The sequence below is a fragment of the Pseudomonas sp. LP_7_YM genome (assembly GCF_004364435.1).
Classification (GTDB): Bacteria; Pseudomonadota; Gammaproteobacteria; order Pseudomonadales; family Pseudomonadaceae; genus Aquipseudomonas.
On record NZ_SOCT01000001.1, the window covers coordinates 955,339 to 971,655 of the forward strand.

A 16,317-nucleotide genomic window follows, 5' to 3' on the forward strand; every position below is an offset into this window, starting at 1 on the left:
TGAATGAATATTCGGCCAGACCAGCAAGCCCCGGCTGTCCGTTACCTCATCCGCCCTTTTTCCGCTGTTGCCAGGCCGCCGCCAGCCCGCTCAAGCAGATAATCGCTATCCCCGCCTGCGCCGTCAGCGACGGGGCATGATCGAACACGATAAACCCCCACAGCCCGGCAAACACAATCTGGCAATAGCTGAACGGCGCCAGCAGTGCCGGCGCGGCAAAACGGAATGCCTGGGTCAGCATCAGGTGCGCAACCATGCCGCAGGTGCCCAAAGCCAGCATGAACGGGATGTGTTTCCACTCAGGCGGCTGCCAGAAAAACGGCACGATGGCGCTCATCAGCAGGCTATTGAACAGCCCGGCGAAAAAGTTGCTGGTGGTCGGGCTGTCGTGAGCTGCCACCAACCGGGTCAAGAGTTGGTAGAAGGCAAAACACAGCGCCGAACCCAGAGGCAGCAACACGGCCGGGGTAAACAGCTCGCCTCCCGGATGGACGATCACCAATACTCCACTGAAACCCACTAACACAGCGATCCACTGCCCCCGCGACACTGTTTCCTTGAGCAGTGGGACCGACAAGGCGGTCACTAACAGCGGCGCAAGAAAGTTGACCGCTGTCGCTTCAGCGATCGGAATAAACATCAGGCCGCTGGTGAACAACAAACTGGTGCCCAGCAGACACGCTGCACGCAACGCCTGCAGTCCGGGCCGTTTGGTGCGCAATACACGCAGCCCCGCCGACGGCATGAAGATGCAGGCCATCAGGCAGGTGTGCACCACATAGCGCACCCACACCACCATCATGATCGGGTAGATGCCGGAGAGGTATTTGGACAGGGTGTCGTGACTGGAAAACAGAAAGGTTGCCAGGACAATCAGCGCGATGCCCTTGAGTGGCTGGTTGACGCCTGAAAGCGGCGTGCTGGTGGTGCTCATCAGCTTTCCTATGGACTTGCGTGGGTATCCGCTCGGACTTCCGGCGACCAGCGGGTTAGACACGCAGAGAATATAGAAGCTGTCGTCAGATAACCAAATAAACCTCAATCATGCGCAGCGAGCGATGCTGAGCGCTATAGGGTCGCGCTTGCTTACGAAGGACAGCCTCAATCGCGGCAAGATGCTGATTAAGGTCGCGTCCTCGTGAGCAAGCTCATTTCCCCAGAAGATGGTTATGGACTCAAGCAAAACGGCCCTGAGACCGCCACCGTTCAAACCTGCTGCGACTCCACGCCCAACTCATTCCAGACTTCTTCGGCCAGATGAAAGCTCGCATTGGCGGCAGGAATCCCGCAATAGATCGCGCTCTGCATCAACACTTCCTTGATCTCATCCCGGGTCACCCCATTGTTTTTCGCTGCTCGCAGATGCAAGCGCAGTTCGCCTTCGCGGTTCATGCCGATCAGCATGGCGATGGTGATCAGGCTGCGGGTATGCCGTGGCAGGCCCGGGCGGGTCCAGATGTCGCCCCAGGCGTGGCGAGTGATCATTTCCTGAAACTCGCCGTTGAATGGCGTGAGCTTGTCCAGGCTGCGGTCGACGTGGGCATCGCCGAGCACTTCGCGGCGCACTTGCATGCCCGCTGCGTAACGCTGTTTCTCGTCCATGTTCGCTCCTGTGGGTTTAACGAAGATTGAAGGCCTGATGTTCGGCAACCGCGCGTTCGACCCAGCGCGCCGACTGGCCCAGATAGTGGGCAGGATCGAGCAGATTATCCAGCGCCTGCGCCGATAGGTGCGCCCTGACGTCAGGGTTGGCACCCAGTACGTCGCGCAGATGGCTGCCCTGCTCCACAGCGCGACGGCAGCTTTGCTCGACCAAGTGGTGAGCCGCATCGCGACCGATGCGCTGTGACAGGGCAATGCTGACCGCTTCGGCCAGTACCAGCCCGTGGGTCAGGTCCAGGTTCTGCCGCATACGTTCGGCATCCACCTCTAGATCGGGAACCACGGCCAAAGCCTGTTGCAACGACCCGGAGACCAGACAGCAGAGTTCCGGCAGCGTCTCCCATTCGGCATGCCACAGCCCCAGGCTGCGCTCATGCTCCTGCGGCATGGCGCTGAGCAGCGTCGAGACCAGCCCCGGTGCCCGGGTCGCCGCCGCGATCATCACCGCAGCGCCCACCGGATTTCGCTTGTGCGGCATGGTCGAGGAGCCGCCCTTGCCCGCCGCTGCCGGTTCGAACACCTCACCGGCTTCGGTCTGCATCAGCAAGCTGATGTCGCGACCGAGCTTGCCCAGGCTTCCTGCGATCAGGCCCAGCAAGCAGGCGAACTCCACCAGACGATCGCGCTGAGTATGCCAGGGCTGTTCCGGCAGGTGCAGTTGCAGTTCTGTCGCCAGCGCCTCGGCGGTGGGCAACGCCATGTCGCCCAGGGCCGCCAGGCTGCCCGAGGCACCACCGAACTGCAGGCACAGGAGCCGGGGTTTGATTTCTTCAAGTCGCTGACGATGTCGAGTCAGCGCGCCCAGCCAGCCAGCGACTTTCGCGCCAAGGGTGACGGGAGTCGCCTGTTGCAGCCAGGTACGCCCCGCCATCGGCACCTGGGCATATCGTTGCGCCTGGCGGGCAAGACTGTCGGCGAGACTGGCCAGATCGTCCTCCAGCAACGTGACCGCCCTGCGCAGTTGCAACATCAGTCCACTGTCCATGACGTCCTGACTGGTGGCGCCCATGTGCACGTAACGCTCGGCCACTTCGTTGTGTGACGCGATCTGCCGGCCTAACACCTTGACCAGCGGAATTGCCGGGTTTCCGGCATTGGCGATAGCAATGGCCAAGGCGTCGAAGTCATAGAGCGTTGCATCGCAGGCGGCCACGATGTCGCTCACGACCTCGGGCGCAATCGCGCCAACGGTCGCTTGCGCCCGGGCCAGCGCGGCCTCGAAATCGAGCATGCCCTGCACGCGGCCATGATCGGAGAAAACCTCGCGCATGGACTGCCGGGTGAAATAGTGATCGAAAAGTTGATTAGTGGATCGGCTCAATGTACGGCTCCTGACGGCTCATGCTCACAGTTCATCCTGCCCTGGATCAAAAATCGAAGAACACCGTTTCATCGGCGCCCTGCACACGGATGTCGAAACGGTAGGCCACGTTGCCGTCCACGGTGCAACGCGTCGCGACCAATGTCTGCCGCCGTGCGGGCTGCTCGATGAGATTCAACACCGGGTCCAGGGCGTTGCGTGCGCTTTCGTCATCGAAATACAGGCGCGTTTGCAGGTGAATGTTGATGCCGCGGGCGAACAGCGAAACATTGACGTGAGGCGCCATCGGCACCCCTGCAGCATTGCGCACGATGCCCGGTTTGAGGGTCCTGACCACCCATTCGCCTTCGTCGGTGGTCGCTGTGCGGCCAAAGCTGTTGAAAGGTTTGGTCAGCGCATATTCGGTGTCGTAATGACCCTCGGCATCGGCCTGCCACAATTCCAGAAACGAGTCGCGGATCAGATGGCCGTTGCCGTCATACACATGCCCCAGCAGCAGGATGTGCTCGCCAGGAGCCTCGGGGCGGGCCATTTCATTCCAGATTTCCTGCTCGCGAGGCGGATTACCCGCAGCCTCCAGGGCAAGGCCGATGTGCACGTACGGGCCGGCGGTCTGTGAAGGGGTTTCGTGCAAAATTTCAATGGGCATGGGCTCCCCCCCTCAGATGTTTTCAAAGTGAGTCTTGCGCTGGCCGCGCAGGACGATATCAAAGCGGTAAGCCAGGCAATCCATCGGATTGGCCATGTTCATATCCAGCCGGGCGATCAGGCTCTGCACCGCCTCCGGGTGGGCAATGGACTTGACGATCGGGCACATCGGGATCAGCGGATCCCCTTCGAAGTACAGCTGTGTGATCAACCGCGTAGCGATTGAAGGACCGCTGATGGAAAAGTGGATGTGCGCCGGGCGCCAGTCGTTCGGGCCGTTGCGCCACGGGTACGGACCGGGTTTGACGGTGCGAAAGAGGTAGTTGCCGTCGCTGTCGGTAAGGCAGCGACCGACCCCGCCGAAGTTGGGGTCCAGCGGCGCCAGATAGGCGTCTCTTTTGTGCCGATAGCGCCCACCGGCGTTGGCTTGCCACATCTCCACCAGGGTATGGGGCACCGGCTTGCCATATTGATCGATCACCCGGCCGGCTACGATGATGCGCTCACCGATGGGCAGGCCACCGTTGTTGAAGTTCAGTAACAGGTCAGCGTCATGTTTGCCGAACTGCACGTGGCGAAAGTCAGGGCCAGTGGTTTCCGAAACCGATTGCGCAATGCTCACCAGCGCCTGCCGTGGCGAGCGCAGAACCGAGGTCTTGTAGTCGGGGGTCAGAGGGCTGGGGTGCCAGTGACGGTCGCGAATGGCGAATCGGCTGTCGTGGGCGTCAGACATGCCAGTTTCCTTTTGTAGTTATTGGAGGTCTGCGCCCGAGGCAGTGCCTGGCAGGCGCTGGCGCAGTGTCCCGCGCTGACGACCTCGACAAAACTGAAATAAACGCCCACATCCATAACCAAATGGTTATGGATAACAGCCTTCACGATAGTCCTGGCCTACTTCTCGAAGGACATCCACGCACCACTGAGTGGCAATGGTCAAAGGTAACGCCGGGTTGCTGCATAGGCCGACCGAGCCGCCCGGTTCGCGAATACCCAGCTGCAGTTCCACCAGATCGCCCTGGTTCACGTCCTCTCTGACCGCGTCGAAGGGCGCAATCCATACCGCGTCGCTGCACTGGACGTAGCGGCGGCTTAACGTCAGCGAGAGGGTTTCCAGGCGTTGTCGAGGGGGAGTGATGCCATGTTGCACAAACAGGCTGTCGGCGAATTTGCGAATGGTGGTGCCTGCAAGTGGCAGCACCAGCGGAAAGTCAGCCAATGCCATATGGCTGTCTGCGCAGCAAAGAAGTGGATGGCCGCCACGCACCACCAGCGTCATGGATTCGCTATACAAATGCTCAAAGCTCAAGCCCAGAATCTGCGGGCTGTCGGTCATGCGCCCGATCACCAGATCCAGCTCACCCAGGCGTAGCTGTGATAACAGATAGGCGCTGGGCCCGGTTGCGACACTCACGACCAGCGCCGGATGCCGGGCGTGCAATCGACAGATGACTTCTGGCGCCAGCACGCTTTCAACCGTCGACAACACGCCCAGACGCACTGCTACCGGTTCATGCTCGCCCGAGCGCAGGCTGTTCACCCCCTCTCGCAGGGCCTGCACGCTGGGCCCGGCGTAACGCATGAAAGCGACACCGGCTTCGGTCAACGCGGCCCCGCTCTTGCTGCGCACGAACAGGCGGGTGGACAGCAGGCTCTCCAGCTCCTTGAGCGTTTTCGACAGCGCGGGCTGGCTGATCGCAAGCTTGTCCGATGCCCTGGCCAGACTGCCTTGTCGGGCGACCTCAAGAAAACACAGCAGGTGGCGGAATTTGATGCGGGTGTCGAGATTCACGGCTCAATGGCCGCTGGAACCGTAACGCGGAACACGCTGCCTGCGCCCGGCTCACTGCTGGCGGTCAGCTCGCCACCGTGTGCTCTGACGATCCCTTGGAAAATATACAGACCCAAGCCGCTGCCGCTGGGATTGCCCTCCCGGATGCGCCAGTATCGCTCGAAGACATGGGGCAACCGGTCCGCAGCGATACCCGTGCCGGAGTCGGCGACGGTCATCACTGCCAAACCGTTCTCGACCATCGCAGTGACGCTGATGCGCCCCTCTCTGCGGGTGAACTTGATCGCGTTTGCGACCAGGTTCGACAGCACCTGAAACATCCGTTGCGGATCGGCCATGATCTTCAGTGCTGGCTCGGCGGTGAAGGTCAGGTCGATGAATTTGTCGAGCGCCTGAGGCGTAAGCAGCGACCAGGCATCTTCCAGCAATTTGCGCAGGCTGTCCCTGGACTGACGCTGACGTTGCGCCTGCAGATCCTCCAGTGCGCCGATCTGCATCGACACCACCTGGCCGATGGTCTGGCAGGTTGCACGCAATGCATGGGGCACGTGCAGCGGCTGACGGTTGCTACAGCTGATCAGGCCCCACAGCCGGTCTTCCTTGAGCAAGGACATGCTCATGGACGCCAACACACCCACAGATTGTGTTGGGTGATGGAGATCACAGCAGCACCCCCGAGCGGTCCAGCCAGCTTTCGAAACAAGCGAATGTGGCACAGGCTGCGTCCACCACTTCATCGTTGTGCCGGGGATGGTCGAACTCGGCGAGCGCTTTAAGGAACGCTTTCCACAACCGACCTGTTTCGCGGCCATAGACATCCAGGAATTCCCCACCGCTCTGCGCGTCGATGCCCAGCTTTGCGGCGATGATCCGGCGCAGCACTTGCCCCCCCAGCGTGGCGCCTTCCATAACGTACATGATGCCAAACAGGTGGGCATGGGTTTCCAGCGTCGGCAATGCCGTGCACAAGGGCAGTGCCTGGATGTGCGCGTCACTCAGGCCAAGCGCGTGCAGATCCTTGATCAAGGCCGCGATCTTGTACCGTTCGGGGTCTGGGGACCGAGGCGTCAGGAAGTGCGCGATGTGGCGTTGCAGCGGCACATGAAAGCCGTAATAGGCCTGGATGATGCTGGCATAGCCAGTACGGTCGAGGTTGGGGTGGATCAGAGGCAGTCGAGCTTCCAGCGCCCTGTGTTGCACGGCGGTGGCTGTACGTAACATCTGCAGGACGCTGGCAGGCGATGCGCAGGCATTCAGGGAGCTCAACTCGGGGGTGGCTTCGACCAAGGGCGGTGTCCAGTCAGGTGTTGAAGTTCGAGTACGCAGACATCGGCAGAGGTTCCAGGCGATGGCTACCGCGCACACTAATGGACGCGGTGGCCGGGTGTAAATACGTCGATCAGAAGATGTAATCGGTGGTCAGGAAACTCGATTCACGATTCTGGATGATGTCGCTGATCAAAGCCTTGTTGCTCTCCTGGAATTTGGTCGCTACCAGCGTGCGGATCGAGAACACGCGCAGCGCATCATCGACCGACAAGGTGCCCTCTGCCGAGTTCTTGCGGCCATTGAAAGGGAAACTGTCCGGCCCGCGCTGGCATTGGGCGTTGATATTGATACGGCCCACCTGATTGGCGAACGCATCCACCAGGCGCCCGACCTGCCTGGAGTCGTTGCCGAAGATGCTCAATTGCTGGCCGAAGTCAGAATCGAGCACGTATTCGATCACTGTATCCAGATCGCGGTAAGTCACCACGGGCACCACCGGGCCAAACTGCTCTTCGTGAAAGACGCGCATTTGCGGGGTCACCGGATACAGCACGGCCGGGTAGAAGAACTGCTGATGGGTGGTCGCACCGCCCTCGTTGACTACTCTGGCGCCTTTACTCACTGCGTCGTCCACCAGGCCTTGCAGGTACTCGGTCTTGCCGGGTTCTGGCAACGGCGTCAGCGAAACACCGGGTTCCCATGGCATCCCTGGCTTGAGTTGCGCCAGTTTTTCGTCGAACTTCTCAAGGAAGCTATCAACCACATCCTCGTGCACGAACAGGATCTTCAACGCCGTGCAGCGTTGGCCGTTGAACGAGAGTGAGCCTGTGACGGCCTCACTGACCGCGTTGTCCAGATCAACGTCGGGCAGCACGATGCCGGGGTTCTTGGCGTCCAGCCCCAGTGCGGCGCGCAGGCGGTGCGGCTTGGGGTGCAGTTTCTTAAGGGCGCTGGCGGCCTTGTTGGTGCCGATGAACGCGAAAACGTCGATCTTTCCGCTGGCCATCAGCGCGCTGACTGTCTCGCGGCCGCTGCCGTAGATCACGTTGATCACCCCAGCCGGAAAGCTGTCGCGGAAGGCTTCGAGCAATGGCCGAATCAGCAGCACGCCGAACTTGGCCGGTTTGAACACGACGGTATTGCCCATGATCAGCGCCGGAATCAGCGTGGTGAACGTCTCGTTCAACGGATAGTTGTAAGGGCCCATGCACAGTGTGACGCCCAGCGGAACACGCCGAATCTGGCCGAGGGTATCCTGCTCCAGTTCGAAACGGCTGGAACGGCGATCCAGCTCTTTGAGCGCGTTGATGGTGTCGACGATGTAGTCGCAGGTACGGTCGAACTCTTTCTGCGAGTCCTTGAGGTTCTTGCCGATTTCCCACATCAGCAGGGTGACGACGGCCTCGCGCTGTTCGCGCATCCGTTTCAGGAAGGTTTCGACGTGATGGATACGCTCGGCAACACGCAGGGTCGGCCAGGCGCCCTGCCCCCGGTCATAGGCTTTAACTGCAGCGTCCAGCGCGGTCATCGCGGTGTCGGCATCCATCAACGGCGTGCTGCCCAATACCACCGGCTCAAGGCCTGTAGCGGTCTTCAGCGACACCGGACTGAGCACTGGCGCCAATGGACCTTGCCACTGATGCAGTTCACCATTGACCAGATACTCACGCTGCTCGATCGCAGGCCCTGCGCGGAACTGCTCGGGAATCTCATCGGCGCTCGGGTACAGGTTGTCCAGGCGGTTTTGCAGGGTCATCTCTTTTACCTCTTCCAGTCGGCAAACGTGCGAAACACACTACGCCACAGCTGCGCCGGAATGAAAAGCGTTGAGATGAATGTCACCCAGGTGTGACGTAAAGGCCGCAGCACCTTTCGTGGCCAACCAAGCGCCGAGTGACTTGAGCGGCCTCAACGCGGAACACTAAAAACAGCCCGGGTGCGCGGACCGAGGCGTTAGCCAGCCACCACCGTCTGGGTGCGGCCTTGCGCCTTGGCCCGGACAAGGCCTTGTCGGCCTCGTTGAGCAGCGCGTGCACGCTTTGCTCGGCATTCATGGAGGCCACGCCAAGGCTGGCGGTGATGCCTTCGCCGTTCCCGCTGGCCAGCTGCGCGGATCAGCGCCTTACGCTCTGGGTGGAATTCAAGGGAATACATCAATGTCGGCTGGCCCAACCAGAGTAGGCGTGAAATGAGGCGATTGTGGCACCCTGCTATGACTCAATACAACCGGACGCGTGTAAACGGCAGACATTTATATTCGCTGCAGCAGTTTTACCAAGGACATAGTGCGAAATGGGCCTGTCTGGATCTGCAGCCAGAGGGTACCCGGTCACTCGCTTCGATGGACCAGGAAGCGTCGATAAAAAGACTCAACCGCCAGATTCTTGTCTTTGGCTTCGAACATGATGTCGAACCGATCGGTAAATTGCAGGGCGTAGGTGTTGGTCCAGTCGTTCCACATCCGGTCGCTGTGCAGATACAGGTCGCGTTTGTTGACCACTTTCAACAAATCGTCCATTTCAAGCTTCTGCTCTGCCGTGAACCCCAAGGCCTGAAGCCTTTCCGGCGGCTGCGAGTAATGCATGACCGGTCGCACGCCACGCCAGCTGTCGACGATTCGGTCCACGCGCGGGTCGTCGGGCTGGATGTAGCGGTTTTCGTGGATCCAGCAATGATGGATGTCCAGCACCACCGGCGCCAGATCCGCCAGTTGCAGGCAGTCGTCAACGCCGTAGGTTTTCTCGTCGTTTTCAAAAGTGATGCAGTTGCGTGCGACCTCTGACAGGCGCGACCAGACCACGCGTACGCCTTCGGCACCCAGACGCCCGGCGATGTGCACATTGCATTTGAGGTCCTGAAAGCGCTGACCGTAGCCCATCATGCGGATCATGTCGGCGTGGTATTCGAATTCGGCCAGGCTGTTCTCGACCACTTCCGGCCGGTCAGAACCCAGTACGCAGAACTGGCCGGGATGAAACGACAGCCGAATGTCGGCCTCACGCGCGGTTTCGCCCATCGTCGCGAACTGCTGATGCAGACGCGCCATAACCGACGGTGCCTGGTAAAACGCCGCGACTTTCGGGTGGCTGTAAAACGGCAGCAGATCGCTGCTAAGGCGCAACATTCTTCGGCCCTGGGGCAATTGCCCCACATAACCAAGCAGGCGAATCTGCGCCGCGAGGTTGTGCTCGACAATTTCCAGCAGCTTTTCCCGCGCTGCCTGCAAGGTCACGCTGTCCATCCAGCGCAGCGTTGTCGTGCGCGGGTTGTAACCGCCCTCCAGCGCCTTGAGTTCCTTGAGCGATAACTCGCGCTCGTGATGGCGATACATGCAGGCGAAGCCGATACGGGGGGTGTTCACGGAGAGTCCTTTGGCGAGTTTGGCTGAACGCTAAGTCGTGACTGCTTTCAAACCAGACTTCACAACAGGTGCAGGAGTTCGTGTTTTCCGACGCGTACTTCCCCTCGCTGACCGGTCGGCTGCAGGTTGTACCAGGCCTTGCGCGGGTCCCCGACAGGCGAGCAAACTGGCTCTCGAAATGCAAACAGCGCGCTCACGGCGCTACAGGAAGGATTGATCCATGACCACACAAACCGAAACCGCCCTGCTTGCTGGCGGTTGCTTCTGGGGCATGCAGGATTTGTTGCGCCGCTATCCTGGCGTGCTATCCACGCGGGTGGGTTACTCGGGCGGCGATGTCGAAAACGCCACCTACCGCAACCACGGCACCCATGCCGAAGCCATTGAAATCGTCTTTGATCCGGCGCAGATCAGCTATCGGCGGATTCTTGAATTCTTCTTCCAGATCCACGACCCCTCCACCGCCAATCGTCAGGGCAACGACATGGGCCTGAGCTATCGCTCGGCGATTTTCTATCTGAACGAAGAGCAGAAACGCATCGCCGAGGACACGGTCAAGGATGTCGATGCCTCGGATCTGTGGCCAGGCAAGGTCGTGACGGAAATCAGCCCGGCAGGCCCATTCTGGGAGGCGGAGCCTGAGCATCAGGATTATCTGGAACGTATTCCCAATGGCTACACCTGCCACTTCATCCGTAAAGACTGGGTACTGCCCAAGCGCGCTTGATCATTGATGCAGCAAGATCGGTAGCCAGCCCGGCTGGCCGACGGTGGCACACTTAAGTTCGCCACCGCCGGCCAGCCGGACTGCTACAGACTCATTTATCTATCCCCTATTTCGAATGAACCGTTATTCGCTGCACGGCTGTTGTGCCAGCAACAGCCCTTAGGCAAATACACACCTGCAGACGCATACCGGCTAACCCAAGTATCGCCATCATGGCCCGCTCCGCCCTCACCTCGCCGCGTTAAACCCGTCGATCACCGACGGCACACCCCTTGCACTGGCCTTCTACAACTTCCGACCTGTTGAGCGTTTTCTGCTGGGTTCAGCCCTGAAGGTCGGAAAAAGTCCATCTCCCCTTCGCCGTCCCCTGTTGCAGATTCACCCTATAAGGAGGCTTTGCATGAGCAAACGCACTGACACACTCAAACTGGGCCTGTTCCTGCGCGCTACCGGGCACCATATCGCCGCTTGGCGCGACAGCGGCTCGCAGGCGGACGCCGGGATTCGCCTGGACCATTTCATCGAGATGGCACGCAAGGCCGAAGCCGCCGGTTTCGACACGCTGTTTCTGGCCGACAGCGTGTCGGTGCGCGGGATCGATGCACCGACGTTCGACCGGGTGATCGCACCCAGCCTGAGTTTCGAGCCCCTCACGCTGCTGTCGGCACTGGCGACCGTCACCTCGCGCATCGGGTTGATCGCAACGGCCAGCACCAGCTATAGCGAGCCGTTTAACCTGGCCCGTCAGTTCGCCTCACTGGATCAGATCAGTGGCGGCCGGGTGGGCTGGAACCTGGTGACCAGCAGCGACCCTGATGCGGCGAAGAATTTCGGCGGCAAGTCCGAGGGGCATCAGGCCGCCCACGCCGATCGCTACAGCCGGGCGCGGGAGTTTCATGAGGTGGTTGACAAGCTGTGGGACAGTTGGGAGGACGACACACTGCTGCTGGACAAGGAAAAGGGCCTGTTTTTGGACCGCAGCAAACTGCACGTGGCAGACCATCACGGCGAACATTTTCATGTACGCGGCCCGCTCAACGTGTTGCGTTCACCACAAGGCAAACCCGTGCTGGTGCAGGCCGGGGCTTCGCAGGATGGTCGGGCACTGGCAGCCGCGACCGCTGAAGCGATCTTCGCGGCGCATCAGAGTCTGGCTGACGCGCAAGCGTTTTACAGCGACATCAAATCCCGCGCCGCCGTGCTCGGACGCAATCCCGGGCACATCAAGATTCTGCCCGGTGTGACCATCTTCACGGCGGCCACCTCGGCCCAAGCCCACGCCAAGCATCAGCGATTGCAGGACCTGGTGCACCCCCAGGTGGGCCTGAGCCTGCTGTCGGGACTGCTTGGCGGCGTCGACCTCTCCAATCTGCCGCTGGACGGGCCGCTGCCGCAGGATTTACCCGCGACTAACGCCTCGAAAAGCCGTCAGCAGTTGATTCTGCAACTGGCCGCCGAAGGCTTGAGCATTCGAGAGCTGTACTTGCGACTGGCCGGGGCGCGTGGCCACTGGACCCTGGTGGGCTCCCCCGAGGAAGTGGTCGATCAGTTGCAAGCCTGGTTCGAAGGCTACGGCGCCGACGGCTTCAACATTCTGCCACCCACCTACCCGCAAGGCCTGGACGATTTCATCGCACTGATTCTGCCTGAGCTGAAGCGCCGCGGCCTGGTGCCCGAAGACGGGCCGACCGGCAGCACCCTGCGTGAGCGTCTGGGCCTGCCTGTCCCGGAGCACCCGGCCAGGCTGTTGCGCGAGCATTCAATCGCTGTCTGACCCGACTCACCCAAGAGGTGAATGCCCTTCGATTCGCCCCTGCAGAGAGCTTCAGTATTGGCCTGAATGGGCAATGGCCCAGCCGCCTAGCGACCCCGGCTGCCTCAGTGAGAGGCTTGGCGCCGGGGTTGTTTCAACCAGTGCTCCCGCCGCAACTCCCAGAGTTCCTTGCTCAGCGGCCCACTGACGAAGTTGCCTGTGGTCACGTCCACAAGGCGCATGCCCTCACGCTCCGATACGCGCCGGGACGCCGCATTGCCAACCGCCTTGGGGACCCGCATGACCGGACGCTCAAGGCCCTCGAACCAGAAGCGGTTGATCACCTCGCACGCCTCCTGCATATTGCCCTGGCCCTGCCACGGCGGAGAAAGCCAGAAGCCCCGATTGTTATCCGGTTCGTCATACAGGCTGAGACTGCCGATGCACTGCTCCGGCACAGCGGCCAGCCTGATCATCCAGTGCCATTGCTTGCCCTCCCTGATCGCTGGCAGGACAACGCTCCGCACGTACTGCTCGGCACCGTCGTCGGGATATGGCCAAGGGGCCCGACTGTCGAGATAGCGCACCACCTCCCAATGGGGGAAGAGCTGCTGGATGGCTGTGGCATCGGCGGCTTGAAGGGGGGTAAGCAAAAGGCGCGGGGTTTGGAGGGTTGTGGCGCTGTCCATGGCGTTGCTCCAGGGCGTCCAGGGAGATAAGCGCTCAAGCTATCAAGCATTCCAGTCAATGTCAGGGCGAATGCTCTAACACTTACGGAGGAAGCCTAAGCTCCAAATGGAATTAACAAATGCAAACTCAGTATTTATGGAAATATGAGCGGCGCATTACTCTGAGGTCACTCAGTTGCCTGCCCAGAGATCAGCTCATGCGCCCTACCGAAGCTAACGTCATAGATTTCACTCTCTATCGCAAACGCCGTCAGGCCCGGGCAGCTGCCGAACTGATGTGGAACCTGTATGTGGCCCGAGCCGGGTTGGCGGCCTTCATTGCACGGGCTGCCGTGTCGTCCAGCGATACCCGCCAGGCATGAGGCGATGAATTTTCTGCACTCCGTTCCTGAAGAAGATGAAGCGGTGTTTGACCCTAAAGACGGTTCAGGCGCCGAAGAAGATCCCATAGGCCAGCGCGTAGCACTCAACCTGCAGCGGCTGCGCAGCAAACGTTACCTTTCTCTGGACGCCCTGGCCCGGATCTGCGGCGTTAGCCGCGCGATGCTGGCGCAGATCGAGTCCGGCCGCAGCGTGCCGTCGATCAAGGTGCTGTGCAAAATTGCCAAAGGGCTGAAAGTGTCGGTCGCAGCATTTCTGGAGAATCGTGCATTCGAAGGCGTAGAAGTGTTGCCCGCACAGCAGAGCAAGCGCCTGGTAAGCGCCGATGGCACGTTTACCAGTCGCGCATTGTTTCCCTACGACATGGCGCGTCAATCGGAATTCTACGAGATACGCCTCAAGGCGCTGGCTGAGGAAGCTTCCAACGGCAATGGACCGGGCATCCAGGAAAATCTGGTGGTGGCACAAGGGGTGCTGGAAGTCAGTGTCAACGAAGAGCGCTACCTGTTGTCAACGGGCGACTCCATCCTGTTTTATGCCGACCAGCCCCATCGCTATCGCAACCCTGCCGACAGCGAGGCGGTGGCGTTTGTAGTGATCACTTATCCCGAGCCTTTGCACTGATAAAGGAAAGCCCCGACGCTGTCGCATCAGGGCCCGGATAGTGCGCACGCTAGCCACGTAATCTCACGACGAGCTCAGATCAGCAAGTGCAGCACATCATTGGCATGCCGTTGCAGCTCATCATCATCGGCATCGAGCAATCGCTCATCATCTTCATCAGGAGCGTGCAGCAGTTGTTCATCATCTCCATGCTCATGCCGGTCATTGGCATCAGCTTGCACTTCATGCAATCGGCCTCGATGGTGCACACCATCATGCCCTTCATCATCGGCATAGGCATGCCCATCGGCATCATCATTGGCATGTTCATGGTCGACATCATGTTCATCATCGCCATGCCTTCTTCGGACATGCACATCACCGACATGTTGGCGCAATGCATCATCATCGGCAGGCCGCAGTTCATCATCATCGCCATCATGTCGGCGTTGTTCTTGAACATCGCCATGTCCATACCTGAAGCCGGCGTCATGGTGCACATCATGGCATCAGACATCATTTCGCATTTGAGGGTCGCCATCATCATTGGCATTCCCATCATGGGCATCATCGGCATGGCGGTGTTCATTGGCATTTGTGTGGCGTTCATCATTTCGAATCTCCGTAATCGACAGTAATGTTGAAAAACCTGGCCCGATTTTAACGACCGCCTTTATCCACACAAGACGCCAGCCAAGCAGCAGAAATTGCCGCTGCACCGGGCTTAGATGGACCGCGGCAGTGTTCACCGCTGCAACCGCATCGCTTTGGTCGTTCGAACGCCGTCTGTACATGTCATAACTGCCATAGGGGCGTTATGGATATTCGATACGGGAACAGTAACCATCGTTTAGGCAATAAACGATCTAACTTGTCTTGATTCTTTTTCGCTGTGAGCACACCGAATCCTATTGGATTACATGCAGATAAGTTCGCTATCGCCCTCACGCGTGGTAAGCCCTCACGATAAATCAACGGTCATCTAAGCTAATAACCAGAAGGTATTTAAAAAATCTTTGTTAGAACCTTATGATCGCCGCCCTGGAACTTGTCAAACGTGATCCGGCCTTCTGATCTGAGTACGAACTCCCATGCCCACTCACCCCCGTAGCACACGGAAGTCTCTTCGCCGTCCTTTAGCCGGACTGATTATCGCCCTCGCTTGCGCGCTCGCCCTGCCCGCCCAAGCGCGCGAGACGGTGCGCATTGGCTATCAGAAATCCTCGACACTGATCACCTTGTTAAAAGCCCAGGGCACGCTGGAAAAGGTTCTGGGTAAAGACAACATCGACGTCAGCTGGCATGAGTTCCCCAGCGGGTTGCCCCTGCTGGAGGCGCTGAACATCGGCAATGTCGACATCAGCGCTGACGTTGCAGACACTGTGCCGATCTTCGCTCAGGCGGCACAGGCCAGGTTGACCTACTTCGCAGAAGAGTCGGCTTCGCCCAGCGCTCAGGCAATCGTGGTCGCGAAGGATTCGCCGATCCGGCAACTGTCTGACCTCAAGGGAAAGAAGATCGCGGTGACCAAGGCCGCCGGTACGCATTACCTGTTGATCGCCGCGTTGAACAAGGCCGGCCTGACGTTCGGTGATATTCAACCCGCTTACCTGGCACCGGCCGACGGACGTGCCGCGTTCGAGAATGGCAAGGTCGATGCATGGGTCACCTGGGAACCCTTCCTCACCAGCGTGCAACGCCAATTGCCGACCCGCACGCTGGCCGATGGCACAGGTCTTGCGAGCTATAAACGCTACTACCTGACCAGTACCGCCTACGCCGGCGCGCACCCGGACGTGCTCACGCGGGTTTATCAGCAATTGCAGGAAGCCGGCAGCTGGGTCAAGAAAAACCCGCGCGATGCCGCGCAGGTGTTGGGCCCGCTGTGGGGCAATCTGGATGCGGATACCGTGGAGTCGGCCAATGCCCATCGCAGTTATCAGGTCGAGCCGGTGAAGGCCGATCAATTGGGCGAGCAACAGAAAATCGCTGATGTCTTCTTCGCGGCGGGGTTGTTGCCCAAGGCTGTGGATGCCAGGGATGTGGGCATCTGGAAGCCCTGATTCATTGATACACACTCGCACCTGCTCGGCCGTCTACGATGGTCGATTAAG

At 59.9% G+C, this 16,317-nt stretch carries 18 protein-coding genes; 6 read left to right on the forward strand and 12 right to left on the reverse strand.

The genetic code is table 11. The features are described from left to right. Positions 1–46: 46 nt before the first annotated feature. The 11 genes from EC915_RS04225 to uvsE form a co-directional block, all read right to left on the reverse strand. Positions 47–934, reverse strand: coding sequence for a DMT family transporter (locus EC915_RS04225; protein ID WP_133749247.1), 888 nt, complete (start codon positions 932–934; stop codon positions 47–49). Positions 935–1,206: 272 nt separating this feature from the next. Next, positions 1,207–1,602 (reverse strand): 4-carboxymuconolactone decarboxylase, encoded by a 396-nt coding sequence (pcaC, locus tag EC915_RS04230; protein ID WP_133749248.1) that lies wholly within the window; start codon positions 1,600–1,602, stop codon positions 1,207–1,209. A 16-nt stretch (positions 1,603–1,618) separates the two neighbouring features. Continuing rightward, positions 1,619–2,983, reverse strand: coding sequence for a 3-carboxy-cis,cis-muconate cycloisomerase (locus tag EC915_RS04235; protein WP_133749249.1), 1,365 nt, complete (start codon positions 2,981–2,983; stop codon positions 1,619–1,621). A 46-nt stretch (positions 2,984–3,029) separates the two neighbouring features. After that, the gene (gene pcaG, locus EC915_RS04240; protein WP_133749250.1) at positions 3,030–3,632 is read right to left on the reverse strand and encodes a protocatechuate 3,4-dioxygenase subunit alpha; all 603 of its coding nucleotides are present in this window, start codon (positions 3,630–3,632) and stop codon (positions 3,030–3,032) included. A 12-nt stretch (positions 3,633–3,644) separates the two neighbouring features. Continuing rightward, complete coding sequence (pcaH, locus tag EC915_RS04245; RefSeq protein ID WP_133749251.1) at positions 3,645–4,364, reverse strand: protocatechuate 3,4-dioxygenase subunit beta; 720 nt, start codon at positions 4,362–4,364, stop codon at positions 3,645–3,647. Positions 4,365–4,490: 126 nt separating this feature from the next. Beyond that, positions 4,491–5,420, reverse strand: coding sequence for a pca operon transcription factor PcaQ (pcaQ, locus tag EC915_RS04250; protein ID WP_133749252.1), 930 nt, complete (start codon positions 5,418–5,420; stop codon positions 4,491–4,493). Beyond that, a complete protein-coding gene (locus EC915_RS25120; protein WP_166650908.1) occupies positions 5,417–6,157 on the reverse strand; it encodes an ATP-binding protein in 741 nt (246 codons plus the stop codon). Before EC915_RS25120 ends, pcaQ begins: the two co-directional genes overlap by 4 nt. Beyond that, positions 6,081–6,641 carry a biliverdin-producing heme oxygenase gene (locus EC915_RS04260; RefSeq protein WP_133749424.1) on the reverse strand — a complete coding sequence of 187 codons (561 nt, stop codon included), beginning with the start codon at positions 6,639–6,641 and terminating at the stop codon, positions 6,081–6,083. Before EC915_RS04260 ends, EC915_RS25120 begins: the two co-directional genes overlap by 77 nt. Positions 6,642–6,819: 178 nt before the next feature. After that, positions 6,820–8,445, reverse strand: a complete 1,626-nt coding sequence (locus EC915_RS04265; protein ID WP_133749253.1) for an NADP-dependent glyceraldehyde-3-phosphate dehydrogenase — start codon at positions 8,443–8,445, stop codon at positions 6,820–6,822. An 82-nt stretch (positions 8,446–8,527) separates the two neighbouring features. Further along, entirely contained in the window at positions 8,528–8,743 is a 216-nt protein-coding gene (locus EC915_RS04270; protein WP_133749254.1) for a hypothetical protein, read from the reverse strand. A 275-nt stretch (positions 8,744–9,018) separates the two neighbouring features. Next, entirely contained in the window at positions 9,019–10,050 is a 1,032-nt protein-coding gene (uvsE, locus tag EC915_RS04275; RefSeq protein ID WP_133749255.1) for a UV DNA damage repair endonuclease UvsE, read from the reverse strand. Between the two features lie 220 nt (positions 10,051–10,270). Here uvsE and msrA point away from each other — a divergent pair, with 220 nt between their 5' ends. Both msrA and EC915_RS04285 read left to right on the forward strand, forming a co-directional pair. Next, positions 10,271–10,777 (forward strand): peptide-methionine (S)-S-oxide reductase MsrA, encoded by a 507-nt coding sequence (gene msrA, locus EC915_RS04280; protein WP_133749256.1) that lies wholly within the window; start codon positions 10,271–10,273, stop codon positions 10,775–10,777. A 400-nt stretch (positions 10,778–11,177) separates the two neighbouring features. Next, positions 11,178–12,551 carry an LLM class flavin-dependent oxidoreductase gene (locus EC915_RS04285; protein ID WP_133749257.1) on the forward strand — a complete coding sequence of 458 codons (1,374 nt, stop codon included), beginning with the start codon at positions 11,178–11,180 and terminating at the stop codon, positions 12,549–12,551. A 104-nt stretch (positions 12,552–12,655) separates the two neighbouring features. Here EC915_RS04285 and EC915_RS04290 read toward each other — a convergent pair whose 3' ends face one another. After that, the gene (locus EC915_RS04290; RefSeq protein WP_133749258.1) at positions 12,656–13,219 is read right to left on the reverse strand and encodes a GNAT family N-acetyltransferase; all 564 of its coding nucleotides are present in this window, start codon (positions 13,217–13,219) and stop codon (positions 12,656–12,658) included. Positions 13,220–13,416: 197 nt separating this feature from the next. Between EC915_RS04290 and EC915_RS24770 the strand changes: the two genes are divergently transcribed. From EC915_RS24770 to EC915_RS04305, 4 genes are all read left to right on the forward strand, one after another. After that, on the forward strand, positions 13,417–13,581 hold the full coding sequence (locus EC915_RS24770; RefSeq protein WP_166650909.1) for a hypothetical protein: 165 nt from the start codon (positions 13,417–13,419) through the stop codon (positions 13,579–13,581). Between the two features lie 4 nt (positions 13,582–13,585). After that, a complete protein-coding gene (locus EC915_RS04295) occupies positions 13,586–14,224 on the forward strand; it encodes a helix-turn-helix domain-containing protein (protein WP_133749259.1) in 639 nt (212 codons plus the stop codon). Between the two features lie 86 nt (positions 14,225–14,310). Further along, the gene (locus tag EC915_RS24965; RefSeq protein WP_177413350.1) at positions 14,311–14,841 is read left to right on the forward strand and encodes a hypothetical protein; all 531 of its coding nucleotides are present in this window, start codon (positions 14,311–14,313) and stop codon (positions 14,839–14,841) included. A gap of 453 nt (positions 14,842–15,294) precedes the next feature. After that, positions 15,295–16,266, forward strand: coding sequence for an aliphatic sulfonate ABC transporter substrate-binding protein (locus tag EC915_RS04305; protein ID WP_133749260.1), 972 nt, complete (start codon positions 15,295–15,297; stop codon positions 16,264–16,266). Positions 16,267–16,317: the final 51 nt, after the last annotated feature.